Origin of the sequence: Flavobacterium facile, from assembly GCF_036321945.1 — a bacterium.
GTDB lineage: Bacteria > Bacteroidota > Bacteroidia > Flavobacteriales > Flavobacteriaceae > Flavobacterium > Flavobacterium facile.
Map to the genome: position 1 here is coordinate 109,608 of NZ_JAZAYT010000032.1, position 15,452 is coordinate 125,059.

The 15,452-nt window shown below is 33.2% G+C and carries 17 protein-coding genes; 13 read left to right on the top strand and 4 right to left on the bottom strand.

Annotation, left to right across the window (positions count from 1 at the left end):
* Positions 1 to 25: 25 nt before the first annotated feature.
* From UEQ13_RS08310 to UEQ13_RS08325, 4 genes are all read right to left on the bottom strand, one after another.
* Positions 26 to 2,236, bottom strand: coding sequence for a TonB-dependent receptor (locus UEQ13_RS08310; protein WP_329805889.1), 2,211 nt, complete (start codon positions 2,234 to 2,236; stop codon positions 26 to 28).
* Between the two features lie 217 nt (positions 2,237 to 2,453).
* Positions 2,454 to 2,786, bottom strand: coding sequence for a hypothetical protein (locus UEQ13_RS08315; protein ID WP_329805890.1), 333 nt, complete (start codon positions 2,784 to 2,786; stop codon positions 2,454 to 2,456).
* Entirely contained in the window at positions 2,786 to 3,775 is a 990-nt protein-coding gene (locus tag UEQ13_RS08320; RefSeq protein WP_329805891.1) for an aspartate-semialdehyde dehydrogenase, read from the bottom strand. The genes UEQ13_RS08315 and UEQ13_RS08320 overlap by 1 nt, the downstream gene beginning before the upstream one ends.
* Positions 3,776 to 3,983: 208 nt before the next feature.
* Positions 3,984 to 4,979, bottom strand: a complete 996-nt coding sequence (locus UEQ13_RS08325; RefSeq protein ID WP_329805892.1) for a TlpA family protein disulfide reductase — start codon at positions 4,977 to 4,979, stop codon at positions 3,984 to 3,986.
* A 136-nt stretch (positions 4,980 to 5,115) separates the two neighbouring features.
* Between UEQ13_RS08325 and aspS the strand changes: the two genes are divergently transcribed.
* From aspS to nuoK, 13 genes are all read left to right on the top strand, one after another.
* The gene (aspS, locus tag UEQ13_RS08330) at positions 5,116 to 6,870 is read left to right on the top strand and encodes an aspartate--tRNA ligase (RefSeq protein ID WP_329805893.1); all 1,755 of its coding nucleotides are present in this window, start codon (positions 5,116 to 5,118) and stop codon (positions 6,868 to 6,870) included.
* Positions 6,871 to 6,942: 72 nt separating this feature from the next.
* A complete protein-coding gene (locus tag UEQ13_RS08335; protein WP_291241430.1) occupies positions 6,943 to 7,143 on the top strand; it encodes a cold-shock protein in 201 nt (66 codons plus the stop codon).
* Positions 7,144 to 7,320: 177 nt separating this feature from the next.
* Positions 7,321 to 7,686 carry an NADH-quinone oxidoreductase subunit A gene (locus UEQ13_RS08340; RefSeq protein WP_166129930.1) on the top strand — a complete coding sequence of 122 codons (366 nt, stop codon included), beginning with the start codon at positions 7,321 to 7,323 and terminating at the stop codon, positions 7,684 to 7,686.
* A 13-nt stretch (positions 7,687 to 7,699) separates the two neighbouring features.
* A complete protein-coding gene (locus UEQ13_RS08345) occupies positions 7,700 to 8,248 on the top strand; it encodes an NADH-quinone oxidoreductase subunit B (protein WP_166129933.1) in 549 nt (182 codons plus the stop codon).
* Between the two features lie 2 nt (positions 8,249 to 8,250).
* Positions 8,251 to 8,778, top strand: a complete 528-nt coding sequence (locus tag UEQ13_RS08350) for an NADH-quinone oxidoreductase subunit C (protein ID WP_166129935.1) — start codon at positions 8,251 to 8,253, stop codon at positions 8,776 to 8,778.
* A 1-nt stretch (position 8,779) separates the two neighbouring features.
* Positions 8,780 to 10,018, top strand: coding sequence for an NADH-quinone oxidoreductase subunit D (locus UEQ13_RS08355; RefSeq protein WP_329805894.1), 1,239 nt, complete (start codon positions 8,780 to 8,782; stop codon positions 10,016 to 10,018).
* A 56-nt stretch (positions 10,019 to 10,074) separates the two neighbouring features.
* Complete coding sequence (locus tag UEQ13_RS08360) at positions 10,075 to 10,605, top strand: NADH-quinone oxidoreductase subunit NuoE family protein (RefSeq protein WP_166129939.1); 531 nt, start codon at positions 10,075 to 10,077, stop codon at positions 10,603 to 10,605.
* Positions 10,606 to 10,609: 4 nt separating this feature from the next.
* A complete protein-coding gene (gene nuoF / locus UEQ13_RS08365; protein WP_329805895.1) occupies positions 10,610 to 11,974 on the top strand; it encodes an NADH-quinone oxidoreductase subunit NuoF in 1,365 nt (454 codons plus the stop codon).
* 44 nt (positions 11,975 to 12,018) lie between these two features.
* Positions 12,019 to 13,038, top strand: coding sequence for a 2Fe-2S iron-sulfur cluster-binding protein (locus UEQ13_RS08370; protein WP_329805896.1), 1,020 nt, complete (start codon positions 12,019 to 12,021; stop codon positions 13,036 to 13,038).
* The gene (gene nuoH, locus UEQ13_RS08375) at positions 13,038 to 14,069 is read left to right on the top strand and encodes an NADH-quinone oxidoreductase subunit NuoH (protein WP_329805897.1); all 1,032 of its coding nucleotides are present in this window, start codon (positions 13,038 to 13,040) and stop codon (positions 14,067 to 14,069) included. Before UEQ13_RS08370 ends, nuoH begins: the two co-directional genes overlap by 1 nt.
* A gap of 7 nt (positions 14,070 to 14,076) precedes the next feature.
* Positions 14,077 to 14,622 carry a NuoI/complex I 23 kDa subunit family protein gene (locus UEQ13_RS08380; RefSeq protein ID WP_329805898.1) on the top strand — a complete coding sequence of 182 codons (546 nt, stop codon included), beginning with the start codon at positions 14,077 to 14,079 and terminating at the stop codon, positions 14,620 to 14,622.
* Between the two features lie 2 nt (positions 14,623 to 14,624).
* Entirely contained in the window at positions 14,625 to 15,128 is a 504-nt protein-coding gene (locus UEQ13_RS08385) for an NADH-quinone oxidoreductase subunit J family protein (RefSeq protein WP_166129952.1), read from the top strand.
* Positions 15,128 to 15,448 (top strand): NADH-quinone oxidoreductase subunit NuoK, encoded by a 321-nt coding sequence (nuoK, locus tag UEQ13_RS08390; RefSeq protein ID WP_091310402.1) that lies wholly within the window; start codon positions 15,128 to 15,130, stop codon positions 15,446 to 15,448. Before UEQ13_RS08385 ends, nuoK begins: the two co-directional genes overlap by 1 nt.
* The last annotated feature ends 4 nt before the right edge of the window (positions 15,449 to 15,452 follow it).

Here is a 15,452-nt window from a genome sequence, read left to right on the forward strand (position 1 = left end):
TTGTGCTTGTAGGTTTAATTTAGATTTAAAGGTTAAAGTTAACTCCTAAAACAATATTTCTTCCCATATTATATATTCCGTCCGCTTTTAAACGAGACAAATGCGATACATACACTTTGTTCAAGAGGTTTGTAGCTGTTAAATACAGATTGAATTTCGATTTAATCATCTGAATATCTGTTCCAATTCCTGATGAAAGGAGTAAATAATCGTTCGTTTTTGTTTCAAATTCGCTAATATTGTTTTGGTTAAATGTGTAATTCGCTTGTAAGAAAACAAAACTATTTTTTAGGCTTTTCGAAATATCAAAATTCGCTCTAAAATTATTTTTCCATTGGTTAGCAGGAATTAAAGGCAAACTCGAATTATTGTTTAATTGTCCAATTACCATTTCATAACTGCTGGTCATGTGTAACCAATCTATTTCATGCAAATGCAAGTGAATTCCAGTTTCACCACCATATAAAACGGCATTATTTTGTAAATAATCGTACACAAAATTACCGTCAATGGTATTTCCGTTTGGCGAAATAAAAATATAATTATTGATGTTATTGTAAAATCCGTTCGCAAAGAAATCGAAATGTTCCGCGTTATAATCGACATTCAAATCGACTTGAAAATTTTGTTCGTTTTTTAAGTTTGGATTTCCAATTTCGTAACGATTGCTTCCTTCATGTACACCGTTTGAAGATAATTCTGATAAATTTGGTGCTCTGAAACCGGTTGCGATGTTAATTCTTGTCGTAATTTTTTCTGTAATTTCTGTTTTAAATCCGAAGGAAGCATTGATACTTTCGAAATTTTTATCCGATTTTTGAAACGAACCTTCTGTACCGATTTCACCAAATTCTTCAATATTTACGTTTCTAAAATCGTATCGTACCCCAAATTGTAATAGATTTTTATTGAACTTATATTGCGAAGTTCCAAAGAAACCAATGTCTGCAATTTTAGCATCTGGAATCAATCTTTCTTCTCCAAAATTTCTGTTTTCTTGGTTCATTCCTTGAAAACCGATTATCGTTTCAAACTTCCCGAAATCTGGCAAATAATATCTCACATTATAATTAAACGTTTTCAACTTCATAAAAAGAGCAATTTCATCAATGCTTTCTAATTCCTTTCTGTTATTAAAAACATAACCAGCTGTGGCTTCTAATTTAGAGTTTTTAAAGAATACTTTCTGATTAAAACTCAACAAATGATTTTCAATTTTCTGACTTGGAAATAAAGGTGTTCTGAATCTTGAATCTTCAATTTCTTCTTCTGGTAAGCCTAAATTTAAATCGTTATAGTTGTAACGAAAATCGGCTACATAACGTGAAGTGGCAAAAGAAGTTCCGACTTTAAAATCTTTTTCAATGAACCGCGTATTGACTACCGTTTCACCATTTGGAGTTTTATAATCGGCGTGAGTGGTATAATTATTTTGAACTAAAAACTTAAATTTATCTTCCGAAGCTTTTACCGTTACCGAACTATTTGAGCCTTGCGTATTGCTATTTACAACCTGATTGACAGACAATTCCGTTTTATTATTTGCTGCATATTTTTCAGGATTGAAATACAAAACGCCACCCATAGCATCCGAACCATATAATAAAGAAGCTGGTCCTTTTATGATTTCTACACTTTCTTGTCCGTTCGCGTTCAATCCTAAACCGTGTTCTTCACCAAATTGTTGGTTTTCTAATCTGATTCCTTGTGCGTAAGTCAAAACTCTGTTTCCGCTTAATCCACGAATGACGGGTTTTCCAATTGAAACTCCAGTTGAAACTACACTTACACCAGGATTTGTAGCCAAAGCATCTGAAAGATTTATGGCGCCTTCATTCTGAATTTGTTTTAAATTAATGTGATCAATTTTCACCACATTTTCGTTTTGTGTTTTATTAAAAACAGAAGAAACTAAGATTTCATCTATGTGATGTTCTTCATCTTCTAAGATAATATCTAGAATTTTTTGTTCTTGATTTCCGATAGAAATGGCTTCAGATTTAATTTCGAATTTATCTTTTTTGAAAACTAAAATTAATTTTCCAATGGGTAAATTCTTGATTTCAAACTGCCCTTTTTCATTAGATTTTGTTTGAATGGCCGCATCGGAAACCGAAATTTCAACGTTAGAAATAGTTTCGTTGTTTTCGTTTTTAATTGTTCCAGAAACAGAGTTTTGAGCAAAGCCCACGATTGTAAAGCCCATCAAGATGATGAGAAAAATATATTTTTTCATTTTTGTAAAGTTTATTATTAAGTGGTCAAAAATGTATCGCCTATTTTTTATCTGTGTTTATTACACAAACTTTTTTTTGTGGCGATTTCATGTGTATAAGTTTAAAATAAATAGAAATAAACCGTTCTCGATACATTCCGATGAAAAATCGGAACACTCGAACTGACGATTAATAATTAGATTCTAATCCCGAAATTCGGAACAGAATGACAAAAACTTATACTGCAGGTGGACCTCGATGTGAGAAATATAAAAATTCCTTTTCTTTTACAATAGATTCGTAAGTATTCGAAAAATGGAATTTTGGTTGAGGAAAAAATAAATTTAAAACATAAATATCTGAAGACAAAAAGGCTGCGAATTGGAAATCACAGACTGGACAATCTGTATGATTATCAGCTGATATATTCGTTTTAGAAGTATGTTCTTGAGTAACCTCATCATGAAAATGATGGGCTTCATCTGTAAAAATATGTAACGACTGATAGCATATGGCAAAAAGTATTGCCAATGCCATCAGAACATTATATTTTACATAGTTTTTTTGCATTATACTAAGTTATTCGCTACTAAATACTCTGCAATTTGAACGGTATTTGTAGCTGCGCCTTTACGTAAGTTATCGGCAACAATCCACATATTTAAAGTGTTGGGTTGACTTCCATCTCTACGGATTCTTCCCACAAAAACATCGTCTTTACCTTCTGCATAAAATGGCATTGGATAGGTAAATGTATCAATATTATCTTGAACTGTAATTCCAGGTGTGTTATGCAAAAGTGTACGTACTTCGTTCACATCAAAATCGTTATGAAACTCAACGTTTACCGCTTCACTGTGTCCACCAACAACTGGAATTCTTACTGCAGTTGCTGTAATGCCAATCGTTTTGTCGTTTAATATTTTTTGCGTTTCACGTACCAATTTCATTTCTTCTTTGGTGTAATCGTTTTCTTCAAACACATCACATTGTGGAATCGCATTTCTGTGAATTTGGTATTTGTAAGCCATTTCGCCTTTAATACCTGCATATTCGTTTTCTAATTGTTGCACACCTTTTACACCTGTTCCAGTGATAGATTGGTAAGTAGAAACAATAACACGTTTGATTTTATATTTCTTATGTAATGGTGCTAATGCCATCACTAATTGAATAGTTGAACAATTCGCATTTGGAATAATTTTATCATCTTTAGTTAAGATGTCGGCATTGATTTCTGGAACTACTAATTTCTTAGTTTCGTCCATTCTCCATGCTGAAGAATTATCAATAACTGTAGTTCCCGCTGCAGCAAATTTTGGTGCCCAAGCTAAAGAAGTTTCACCACCTGCAGAAAACAAAGCAATATCAGCTTTCATATCTACAGCGGTTTGTAAACCAACTACTTTATATGTTTTTCCGTTGAATTCAATTTCCTTGCCCACAGATTTTTCTGAAGCAACAGGAATTAATTCCGTAACTGGAAAATTTCTTTCTTTTAATATTTGAAGCATTACTTCTCCCACCATTCCAGTGGCTCCAACAACGGCTACTTTCATTTGTTTAGATATTATTTTTTAGAGGTAACAGATATATCACTTTTATAATAATAGGAACTAGCTTTCACAAACCCTTTTTATTAGTGATTTCATCTGAATTTATTTTTTTAACTATGCAAAAGTATAAAACTTATTGTTAACATTTTTTATAAAAAAAGTTAATACTCATAAAAAAACTGCCCGAAAGCAGTTCTTTTATTTTGAAGTCTTATTTTACTAATGAATCTAATAAAGTCACTAATTCTGGTGATGAAGGTCTTGGCGCATCAGCGTTTACAATTTTTCCTTCTGGACTAATTAAAATAAATCTTGGAATTCCGTTGATTTTATATCCTTGTACAAAATCAGATTTCCAATCTTTATCTGCTAATAATTGGATTCCACCTAAGTTTTTATCCTTTACAAATTGATTCCATTTTTCATGATTTTTTTGCTCGTCAATAGAAATACTTACGAATTCAATATTTTTTCCATGATAAGCTTCTTCCGTTTTTTGTAAAAAAGGAATTTCTTGACGACAAGGTCCACACCAAGTTGCCCAAACATCAATATACACATATTTCCCTTTTAAATCTTCCAAAGAAGTAAAACCACCTTTGTGATTTTCATATTTAAAGGAAGGCGAAGCTGATCCGTTTAATTTTTTCAATTCAAAAGCAGCAGATAAATATTGAACCATACCTTTCATACCGTTTTCCACATCTCCTTTATATTTAGCTACAAAACCAGCATCTAAACCTTGAGGCATTGCTGCAAAAATACTTTCTTTGTATTTGGCAATTTCTGCATTTAAAGCTTCTAAATTTTCAGCTTTCATCATTGGATCAAAAGCAGTTTGATCCGCTTGTTTTAAAGTTTCAGCAGCTAAAAAAGTATTTTCATTTGCGCCTTTACCTTTAAATTTAATCGTATTATCAAAATCTTTATAATCTAAAGCAACTTGAATATCAGATGAGTTTGTTAGATATAAATCTGCATATTGCTCATCCACTTCCAATTTAAACATTCCATCAGTAACTTTGAAAGTAGCATTGAAATTTCCTTTTTTATCAGCCACAATCATTTGACTAAAACCTCTCGATTTTACGTAAATTGTATCTGTTGGTTTGTTCGCAATTTTTGCTAAAAATTTAACTTGAGCACTAGCTGTTAATGAAAAAACTCCAGCTACTACTGATAATAAAAATGTCTTGTTGTGTGTCATTTTAGTAATTTTTAAAAATATAAAGCGTAAATATAAAAGATTTAAATATATAAATACCTAAAAAATTGTTAAGATTATTAGCCATTAAACTTAATAAAATTTAAAATTATTATACTTTTGCAAAAAATAAAAAACAATGTTTAGAAGTTTTACTTGTGGCGAATTAAATGCTACACATATTAATCAGGAAGTTACATTAGCAGGTTGGGTTCAAAAAACGCGTGATAAAGGCTTTATGATTTGGATTGATTTGCGTGACCGATATGGAATTACGCAATTAATTTTAGACGAAACTAGAACAGATAAAGCTATTTTTGATAAAGCAAAATCTTTAGGTCGTGAATTCGTAGTTCAAGTAAAAGGAACGGTGATTGAGCGCGAATCTAAAAACAAAAACATACCAACTGGCGATATTGAAATTTTAGTTTCTGAATTAAATATTCTAAACGATTCTTTAACACCTCCATTTACAATTGAAGATGAAACGGACGGTGGTGAAGACATCCGAATGAAATATCGTTATTTAGATATTCGTAGAAATCCAGTTAAAAACAGTTTATTATTCCGTCATAAAGTGGCACAAGAAGTAAGAAACTATTTATCTAACCAAGGTTTTTGTGAAGTTGAAACACCATATTTAATTAAATCTACTCCAGAAGGTGCTCGTGATTTCGTAGTACCAAGTAGAATGAATGAAGGTCAATTTTACGCCTTACCACAATCGCCACAAACTTTCAAACAATTGTTGATGGTTGGTGGAATGGATAAATATTTCCAAATTGTGAAATGTTTCCGTGATGAAGATTTACGTGCAGATAGACAACCAGAATTTACACAAATTGACTGCGAAATGGCTTTCGTAGAACAAGAAGATATTTTAAATCAGTTTGAAGGATTAACACGTCATTTACTGAAAGAAGTAAAAGGTATTGAAGTAGAAAAATTCCCTCGTATCACTTACGAATACGCAATGAAAACGTATGGTAATGACAAGCCAGATATTCGTTTTGGAATGGAATTTGGTGAGTTAAACGAAGTAACCAAGCATAAAGATTTTCCTGTATTTAATGCCGCTGAATTTGTAGTTGGAATTGCAGCTCCAGGTTGTGCATCGTACACAAGAAAAGAAATTGACGCCTTAATTGATTGGGTAAAACGCCCACAAATTGGAGCAACAGGAATGATTTATTGTAAATATGAATTAGACGGAAGTTTAAAATCATCTGTAGATAAATTTTTCGATCAAGAAGACTTGAAAAAATGGGCAGAAATTACAGGCGCAAAACCTGGCGATATGATTTTTGTTTTATGTGGAAATACCGATAAAACAAGAACTCAGCTTTCTGCATTACGTATGGAATTAGCAACCCGTTTAGGTTTGAGAAATCCAAACGAATTTGCACCACTTTGGGTTTTAGATTTCCCTTTATTAGAATGGGATGAAGAATCGGAAAGATACCACGCGATGCACCATCCATTTACATCTCCAAAACCAGAAGACATGCATTTAATTACTACCGAACCAGGTAAAATTAGAGCCAATGCTTACGATATGGTTTTAAATGGAAATGAAATTGGTGGAGGTTCTATTCGTATTCATGATAGAGATTTACAAGCTAGAATGTTCGAATTATTAGGTTTCTCAAAAGAAGAAGCAGAAAATCAATTTGGATTCTTAATGAATGCTTTCCAATACGGCGCACCACCTCATGGAGGATTAGCTTTTGGATTAGACAGATTGGTTGCTATTTTAGGCGGACAAGAGACCATTAGAGACTTTATTGCGTTCCCGAAAAACAATTCCGGAAGAGATGTAATGATTGATGCGCCATCACAAATTGACGATAAACAATTAGAAGAATTAAGTATTAAGTTAAATATCACAAAATAAAAAGACATTTTTCTTGCTTGTGTCAAATAAATTTATATATTTGCTCATTATTAATAATTAAATACGCATATAATGCAAACAGGAACAGTAAAATTCTTCAATGAGACTAAAGGTTTTGGTTTCATCACTAACGAAGATACAGGTAAGGACATTTTTGTTCACGCTACAGGAATCAATGTTGAAAACTTAAACGAGGGAGACCGCGTTAGTTATGAAGAAGAAGAAGGAAGAAAAGGAATTGTAGCAACTAAAGTTGTAATATTAAACGATTAATTTATTACCGTCTAAAAACGCTCCCCATAAAGGAGCGTTTTTTTTGTGCCTTATTCTTTATTTAGAATGATTATAAATGTATTCATTTTAATGAAATTACTATTCTTATTAGGGTTTAAATTTTGATAATACCACAATACAAATTATTTTTGTAGCTATTTTCAAATCAACACTAAAATGCAAAATTCTCAAATCGATTTTATACCTATTCTAATGCAAGTTGTTCTTGCTGTAGGGTTTGTTGCTTTAACTATATTTGGCTCAAGCCTTTTAGGTCCAAAAAGATCCTCTGCAAACAAAGATAAAAGTTTCGAATGCGGAATTGAATCTGTTGGAAACGCACGTATTCCTTTTTCTGTAAAATACTTTTTAGTAGCTATTTTATTTGTTCTTTTTGACGTGGAAGTAATTTTCATGTATCCTTGGGCTGTAAATTTCAAAGAAATGGGCGTTGATGGATTAATTAAAATGAGCATTTTCATGATTTTATTACTAATTGGTTTCTTCTATGTAATTAAGAAGAAAGCATTAGTTTGGGAATAACAAATTGGAACGTATGGAAAAGAATAAAGTAAATATGGTTGACGCTCCAGAAGGGCACGTTGGTGAAGGTTTTTTCGCTACGAAATTAGACCAAGTAGTTGGTTTAGCTCGTGCGAATTCATTATGGCCATTGCCATTTGCTACTTCATGTTGCGGTATTGAATTTATGGCAACAATGGCTTCACATTACGATTTAGCTCGTTTTGGCTCTGAACGTGTGAGTTTTTCTCCTCGTCAGGCAGATATGTTGCTAGTAATGGGAACTATCTCTAAAAAAATGGCGCCAATTTTACGTCAAGTTTACGAACAAATGTCAGAACCACGTTGGGTGATTGCCGTTGGAGCTTGCGCTTCTTCAGGTGGTATTTTTGATACGTACTCAGTACTACAAGGAATTGACAAAGTAATCCCAGTAGACGTTTATGTACCTGGTTGCCCACCACGTCCAGAACAAATCGTAGATGGCGTAATGCAATTACAAGAACTAGTGAAAAGTGAATCTCAAAGAAGAAGACATTCTGCAGAATACAAAGAATTGTTAGCTTCCTATAACATAGAATAATAATGGCTTTAGAATCATTAGACATACAAAACAAATTGCAAGAAACTTTCGGTGAGCATGTAAAGTATTTCAGAACAGAATACGACATGTTTGTTTTAGAAGCAAATGCAGATGTAGTGTATAACGTAATCAAGTTTTTAAAAGAAGAACCTTCTTTGAACTTTAATTTTCTTACTGACCTTTGTGGTGTTCATTATCCAGATAGTGAAGAAAACGAACAATTTTGTGTCGTATATCATTTACACAATTGGTACGAAAACAAAAGAATTAGAGTGAAAACTTTTTTAAACGGAACCACTCCTGAAGTAAAATCTGTAACTTCTTTATACAATTGTGCAGATTGGATGGAAAGAGAAACTTTCGATTTCTACGGAATCATTTTCAAAGGGCATCCAAATTTAGTTCGTATTTTAAATATGGACGAAATGGTTTCTTTCCCAATGAGAAAAGAATTCCCAATGGAAGATTCAGGAAGAACAGACAAAGACGACCGTTTCTTTGGTAGAACCATTAACAATTCAACAATTTAAGATGGGAACAGTAGCATTACCAGCAGATCACAGATATTACAAATACATAGAGGAACGTCATAACGAAGACGGAAGCGAATTAGCTATCCTAAACTTAGGACCTACTCACCCTGCCACTCACGGGATTTTTCAAAACATCTTATTAATGGATGGTGAAAGAATTTTAGATGCAGAACCTACAATCGGATACATTCATAGAGCTTTTGAAAAAATTGCTGAAAACCGTCCGTTTTATCAAATTACTCCTTTAACAGACCGTATGAACTATTGCTCATCGCCAATCAATAACATGGCTTGGTGGATGACTTTAGAAAAATTATTAGACATCGAAGTTCCAAAACGTGCACAATATTTACGTGTGATTGTGATGGAATTAGCTCGCATTACAGACCATTTAATTTGTAACTCTATTTTAGGAGTGGATACTGGCGCGTATACAGGATTCTTATATGTTTTTCAATTCCGTGAAAAGGTTTATGAAATTTACGAAGAAATTTGTGGTGCTCGTTTAACTACAAATATGGGAAGAATTGGTGGTTTCGAAAGAGATTGGTCGCCAAGAGCTTTTGAATTATTAGATACTTTCTTAAAAGACTTCCCAGTTGCTTGGAAAGAATTTGAAGATTTATTTACAAGAAATAGAATTTTTATTGACAGAACAGTTAACGTTGGACCAATTTCAGCGGAACAAGCAATGTCTTACGGATTTACTGGTCCGAATTTAAGAGCAGCAGGTGTGGATTACGATGTTCGTGTCGCACAACCTTATTCTTCTTATGAAGATTTCGAATTTAATATTCCTGTTGGAAAATCAGGTGATACTTATGACAGATTCTGTGTTAGAAACGCGGAAGTTTGGGAAAGTTTAAGCATTATACGTCAGGCTTTAGAAAAAATGCCAGAAGGAAATGTATTCCACGCAGATGTTCCTGATTATTACCTTCCTCCAAAAGAAGACGTATACAATAACATGGAAGCTTTAATTTATCACTTTAAAATTGTAATGGGTGAAGTTCCTGTTCCAGTTGCCGAAGTGTATCATCCTGTTGAAGGTGGTAATGGTGAATTAGGTTTTTATTTAATTACAGACGGAAGTAGAACACCATATAGATTACATTTCAGAAGACCAAGTTTTATATATTATCAAGCTTACCCTGAAATGATTAAAGGTTCAATGTTGTCAGATGCCATTGTAATCTTATCAAGTTTAAATGTAATTGCTGGCGAATTAGACGCTTAATAAATTATAAATGATGAGTTTTAAAATCTTAAAATTCAAAATTTAAAATAAGACAAATGGAAATATCAAATATCAAACAAGAGATAAATATAACTGAAGCGTTAATGACTCGTATTAACGAATTAATCAGTCATTATCCTGCAGATAAAAAGAAATCGGCATTAATCCCAGTTTTGCATGAAGTACAAGATGCTCATGACAATTGGTTAAGTGTAGAATTACAACAAAAAGTCGCAGAAATTTTGGAAATTCTTCCAATTGAAGTGTACGAAGTAGTAACTTTCTATACGATGTTTAACACAAAACCTGTGGCTAAATATATGTTCGAGTTTTGTAGAACCTCTTGTTGTGCTACTCGTGGTGTAGAAGATTTAATGGATTACGCTTGTTCTAAATTGGGCGTGAAAGAAGGAGAAATTACTTCAGACGGCTTGTTTCAAGTAGTTGGTGTAGAATGTTTAGGCGCTTGTGGATATGCTCCAATGTTGCAATTAGGCGATTTTTATCACGAAAAACTATCAAAGGAATCCTTCGATAATTTGATTGAAGATTGCAAAGCAGAAAAAATAACTTTACACGATAAATAATATCATGGGAAAGAAAATATTATTAGACAAAATAAATATTCCAGGAATAAAAACCTATGAAGTATACCGCGAAAATGGCGGTTATAAATCAGTGGAAAAAGCATTAACCATGCAACCAGACGATATTACGGAAGAAGTAAAAGCTTCAGGACTTCGTGGTCGTGGTGGTGCCGGTTTCCCAGTAGGAATGAAATGGAGTTTTATCGATAAGAAATCCGGAAAACCTCGTCACTTAGTTTGTAATGCAGACGAATCTGAACCAGGTACATTCAAAGACCGTTTCTTAATGGAATATATTCCTCACCTTTTAATTGAAGGAATGATTACTTCAAGTTTCGCACTTGGCGCTAATCTTTCTTACATATATATTAGAGGTGAATATATGTGGGTTTACAAAATTTTAGAAAAAGCCATCAAAGAAGCTTATGCTGCTGGTTGGTTAGGAAAAAATATTAAAGGTTCTGGTTTCGATTTAGATTTATACGTTCATGTTGGTGCAGGAGCTTATATTTGTGGAGAAGAAACTGCCTTAATTGAATCTTTAGAAGGAAAAAGAGGAAATCCTCGTATAAAACCACCGTTTCCTGCAATCTCAGGATTATGGGCAAACCCAACTGTGGTAAATAATGTAGAATCAATTGCTGCTGTGCCTTGGATTGTAATGAATTCTGGTGCAGAATATGCAAAAATTGGTTTAGAAAGATCTACGGGTACCAAATTAATTTCAGCTTCTGGACATATTAAAAATCCAGGTGTGTACGAAATTGAAATGGGAATTACAGTAGAAGAATTTATGAATTCTGACGAATACTGTGGCGGTATGATTGACGACAGACCTTTAAAGGCTTTAGTTCCTGGAGGTTCTTCTGTGCCAATTTTACCAGCACATTTAATATACAAAACTGCTGCCGGAACAGACCGATTAATGACTTACGAGTCTTTATCAGACGGAGGTTTCGCAACTGGTTCAATGTTAGGTTCTGGAGGTTTCATCGTTTATAATGATACAACTTGTATAGTTAGAAATACATGGAATTTCTCACGTTTCTACCACCATGAAAGTTGTGGACAATGTACACCATGTCGTGAAGGAACAGGTTGGTTAGAAAAAATCTTATGGAGAATTGAAAACGGTCAAGGTCGTGAAGAAGATATCGACTTATTATGGAACATTCAATCTAAAATTGAAGGAAACACCATTTGCCCATTAGGTGATGCTGCTTCTTGGCCAGTAGCTGCTGCTATTCGTCACTTCAGAGAAGAATTTGAATACCATGTAAGATTCCCAGAAAAAATTAAAGATAGAAACCATTTTGTGAACGAACCTTTTGAAAAAGTACGTCACTTAATTGGAAAACAAACTGTTTAATAAAAATTCAAAAATGATTCCGATAGGAATCAAACATTTATAACATGAAAGTAACCATAGACGGACAAAGCGTTGAAGTAGAACCGGGAACAACGATCCTGCAAGCTGCGCGTATGATTGGAGGCGATTTAGTGCCACCAGCCATGTGTTATTATTCTAAATTAAAAGGAAGCGGTGGAAAATGTCGTTGCTGTTTAGTCGAAGTGGCTAAAGGTAGCGAAGCCGATCCAAGACCAATGCCAAAATTAATGGCATCTTGTGTAACAGGATGTATGGATGGTATGGAAGTGAATAGTAAAAATTCGGACAGAGTAACTGAAGCAAGAAAATCAGTAACGGAATTCTTATTAATCAACCACCCTTTAGATTGTCCAGTTTGTGACCAAGCCGGAGAATGTAATTTACAAGATTTAAGTTTCGAACACGGAAAATCAGAAACACGTTTCATTGAAGAAAAAAGAACTTTTGAACCAGAAAATATTGGTGACAAAATTCAATTACACATGAACCGTTGTATTTTATGTCAACGTTGTACAACTTTAGCTGACCAATTAACAGATAAGAGAGTTCACGGAGTTTTAAACCGTGGAGATCATGCACAAATTTCAACTTGTGTTTCTGCTGCGATTGACAATGAATTTTCTGGAAACATGATTGATGTTTGTCCTGTTGGAGCTTTAACAGACAAAACATTCCGTTTTAAAAGTAGAGTTTGGTTTAACAAACCTTTCAATGCTCACAGAGAATGTACAACTTGTTGTGGAAAAACTACAGTTTGGATGTTCGGAAACGAAATTCAAAGAGTTACAGGTAGAAAAGACCAATATGGTGAAGTAGAAGAATTCATTTGTAATACGTGTCGTTTCGATAAAAAAGAAGTATCAGATTGGACAATTGAAGGTCCGAAAGTATTCAATAAAGATTCAGTTATCAACCAAAATAATTACACGCGTCCTTTGGAAAAAGTAATTATTGATACAGAGAAAAACATATTATTAGGACGTGATGAAGATCGTGTAAAAATTAGTATGTCAGGTGTTCCATTAAAAAATACTCAAAAATAATGGATAGTGCATTTATCATAGAAAAAAGTGTTGTAATTGTAGCCGTTTTTGCATTAACCATGTTTATGGCGATGTATTCAACTTGGGCGGAACGTAAAGTTGCCGCATTTTTACAAGACCGTGTTGGACCAAACCGTGCAGGTTGGGGTGGATTATTACAACCACTTGCCGATGGAGCCAAATTATTTACAAAAGAAGAATTTTTCCCAAATACACCGAATAGATTCCTATTTATTTTAGGACCGGCTATTGCCATGAGTACCGCATTAATTACGAGTGCTGTAATTCCTTGGGGAGATAAAATTCATGTTTTCGGAAGAGATGTAGTGCTTCAAGCAACAGATATTGATGTTTCAATTTTGTATGTTTTTGGAGTTTTATCAATCGGAGTTTACGGAATTATGATTGGTGCTTGGGCATCTAACAACAAATACTCGTTAATGTCTGCGGTTCGTGCTTCTTCACAAATGATTTCTTATGAAGTTGCGATGGGATTAGCGATCATTTCCATCTTAATGATGTCTGGTTCTTTATCTTTAAAAGCCATTACAGAAATGCAAACAACAGGTGGTTGGAATGTTTTGTATCAACCCTTAGCTTTTTTAATTTTCTTAATTTGTTCGTTTGCAGAAACTAATAGAACACCTTTCGATTTAGCAGAATGTGAATCAGAATTAATTGGTGGATATCATACAGAATATTCATCTATGAAAATGGGATTTTATTTATTTGCTGAATATGCGAATATGTTTATTTCGGCAACAATTATTTCAGTTATATTCTTTGGTGGTTACCACTTCCCATTTATGGCAGAATGTAAAGAAGCGATTGGAATGAATTTAACAGCACTAATTGGTTTCTTAGCTTTATTTGCAAAAATATGTTTCTTCATCTTTTTCTATATGTGGGTAAGATGGACGATTCCACGTTTCAGATACGATCAATTAATGCATTTAGGTTGGAAAATATTAATTCCGTTAGCTGTTATCAATATTATTGTAACAGGAATTGTAATGGTTATATTTAATTAGTAAGAAAATGTCAGTACAACAAATATCATTATCAGGAAGAAAAATTGAAGTTTCCAACAAGGAAATGACATTTTTAGAACGAATTTACGTTTGGACGATTCTGAAAGGTTTATGGACCACTTTAAAACATTTGTTTAGAAGAAAAGTGACCATAAAATACCCGGAAGAAGTACGTGAAATGAGTCCAGTAGCACGTTTACAACATATGTTAATGCGTGACGATCAAGGCAGAGAAAGATGTACCGCTTGCGGATTATGTGCTTTATCTTGCCCGGCTGAAGCTATTACAATGAAAGCTGCTGAAAGAAAACCAGAAGAAAAAAACTTATATAGAGAAGAAAAATACGCGGAGATTTATGAAATAAATATGTTGCGTTGTATTTTCTGTGGTTTATGTGAAGAAGCTTGTCCAAAAGAAGCTATTTACTTAACAACATCTAAAAAAATTGTAGCTTCAGGTTATAATAGAGAAGATTTTATCTATGGAAAAGACAAATTGGTTATGCCTTTAGACATGGCTATTAAAAACACCCAATCTAATACAGTAAATTAATCATGTTAGAAATAGTTTTTTATATATTATCAGCCATTACACTAGGAACTGCTTTCTTAACAGTTTTTAGTAAAAACGCTATTCATAGTGCGATTTATTTAGTGATTTGCTTCTTTTCATTAGCAGGTCATTACTTAATGTTCAATGCGCAATTTTTAGCCATCGTTCACATTATTGTATATGCTGGAGCCATTATGGTATTGTTATTATTTACCTTAATGTTAATGAATCTAGACCATGAAGATGAAACTTCAAAACCCTTATTGGCAAAATTCGCAGCTGTTTTTTCTGCTGGAATTTTAGGTTTAGTTTTAATTGCTGCTTTACGTAAGGCACAACCAGAAAATATTGAATATGTGAATTCTGGAGTAGATTATCAATCGATAAAAGTATTAGGAAAAGTGTTATTAAACGAGTATCAAGTTCCTTTTGAATTTGCCTCTATCCTACTTTTAGTTTCTATGATTGGTGCCGTTTTAATTTCTAAAAAAGAAGAAAAAATATAATTATGAATATTTTAGAACACGTTGGTATTGAAAACTACCTTACACTTTCAGCTTTGCTATTTTGTATTGGTGCGTTTGGTCTTTTATACAGAAGAAATGCCATAATCATGTTTATGTCTATTGAAATTATGCTAAATGCCGTAAACTTACTTTTAGTTGCTTTTTCTTCTTATCATGAAGATCCATCTGGGCAAGTTTTCGTATTTTTTACTATGGCAGTTGCCGCAGCTGAAGTTGCTGTAGGATTAGCTATATTAGTTTCGGTATTTAGAAATATTGGAAATATTGACATCGATAATTTAAAAAATCTAAAAGGATAATTCT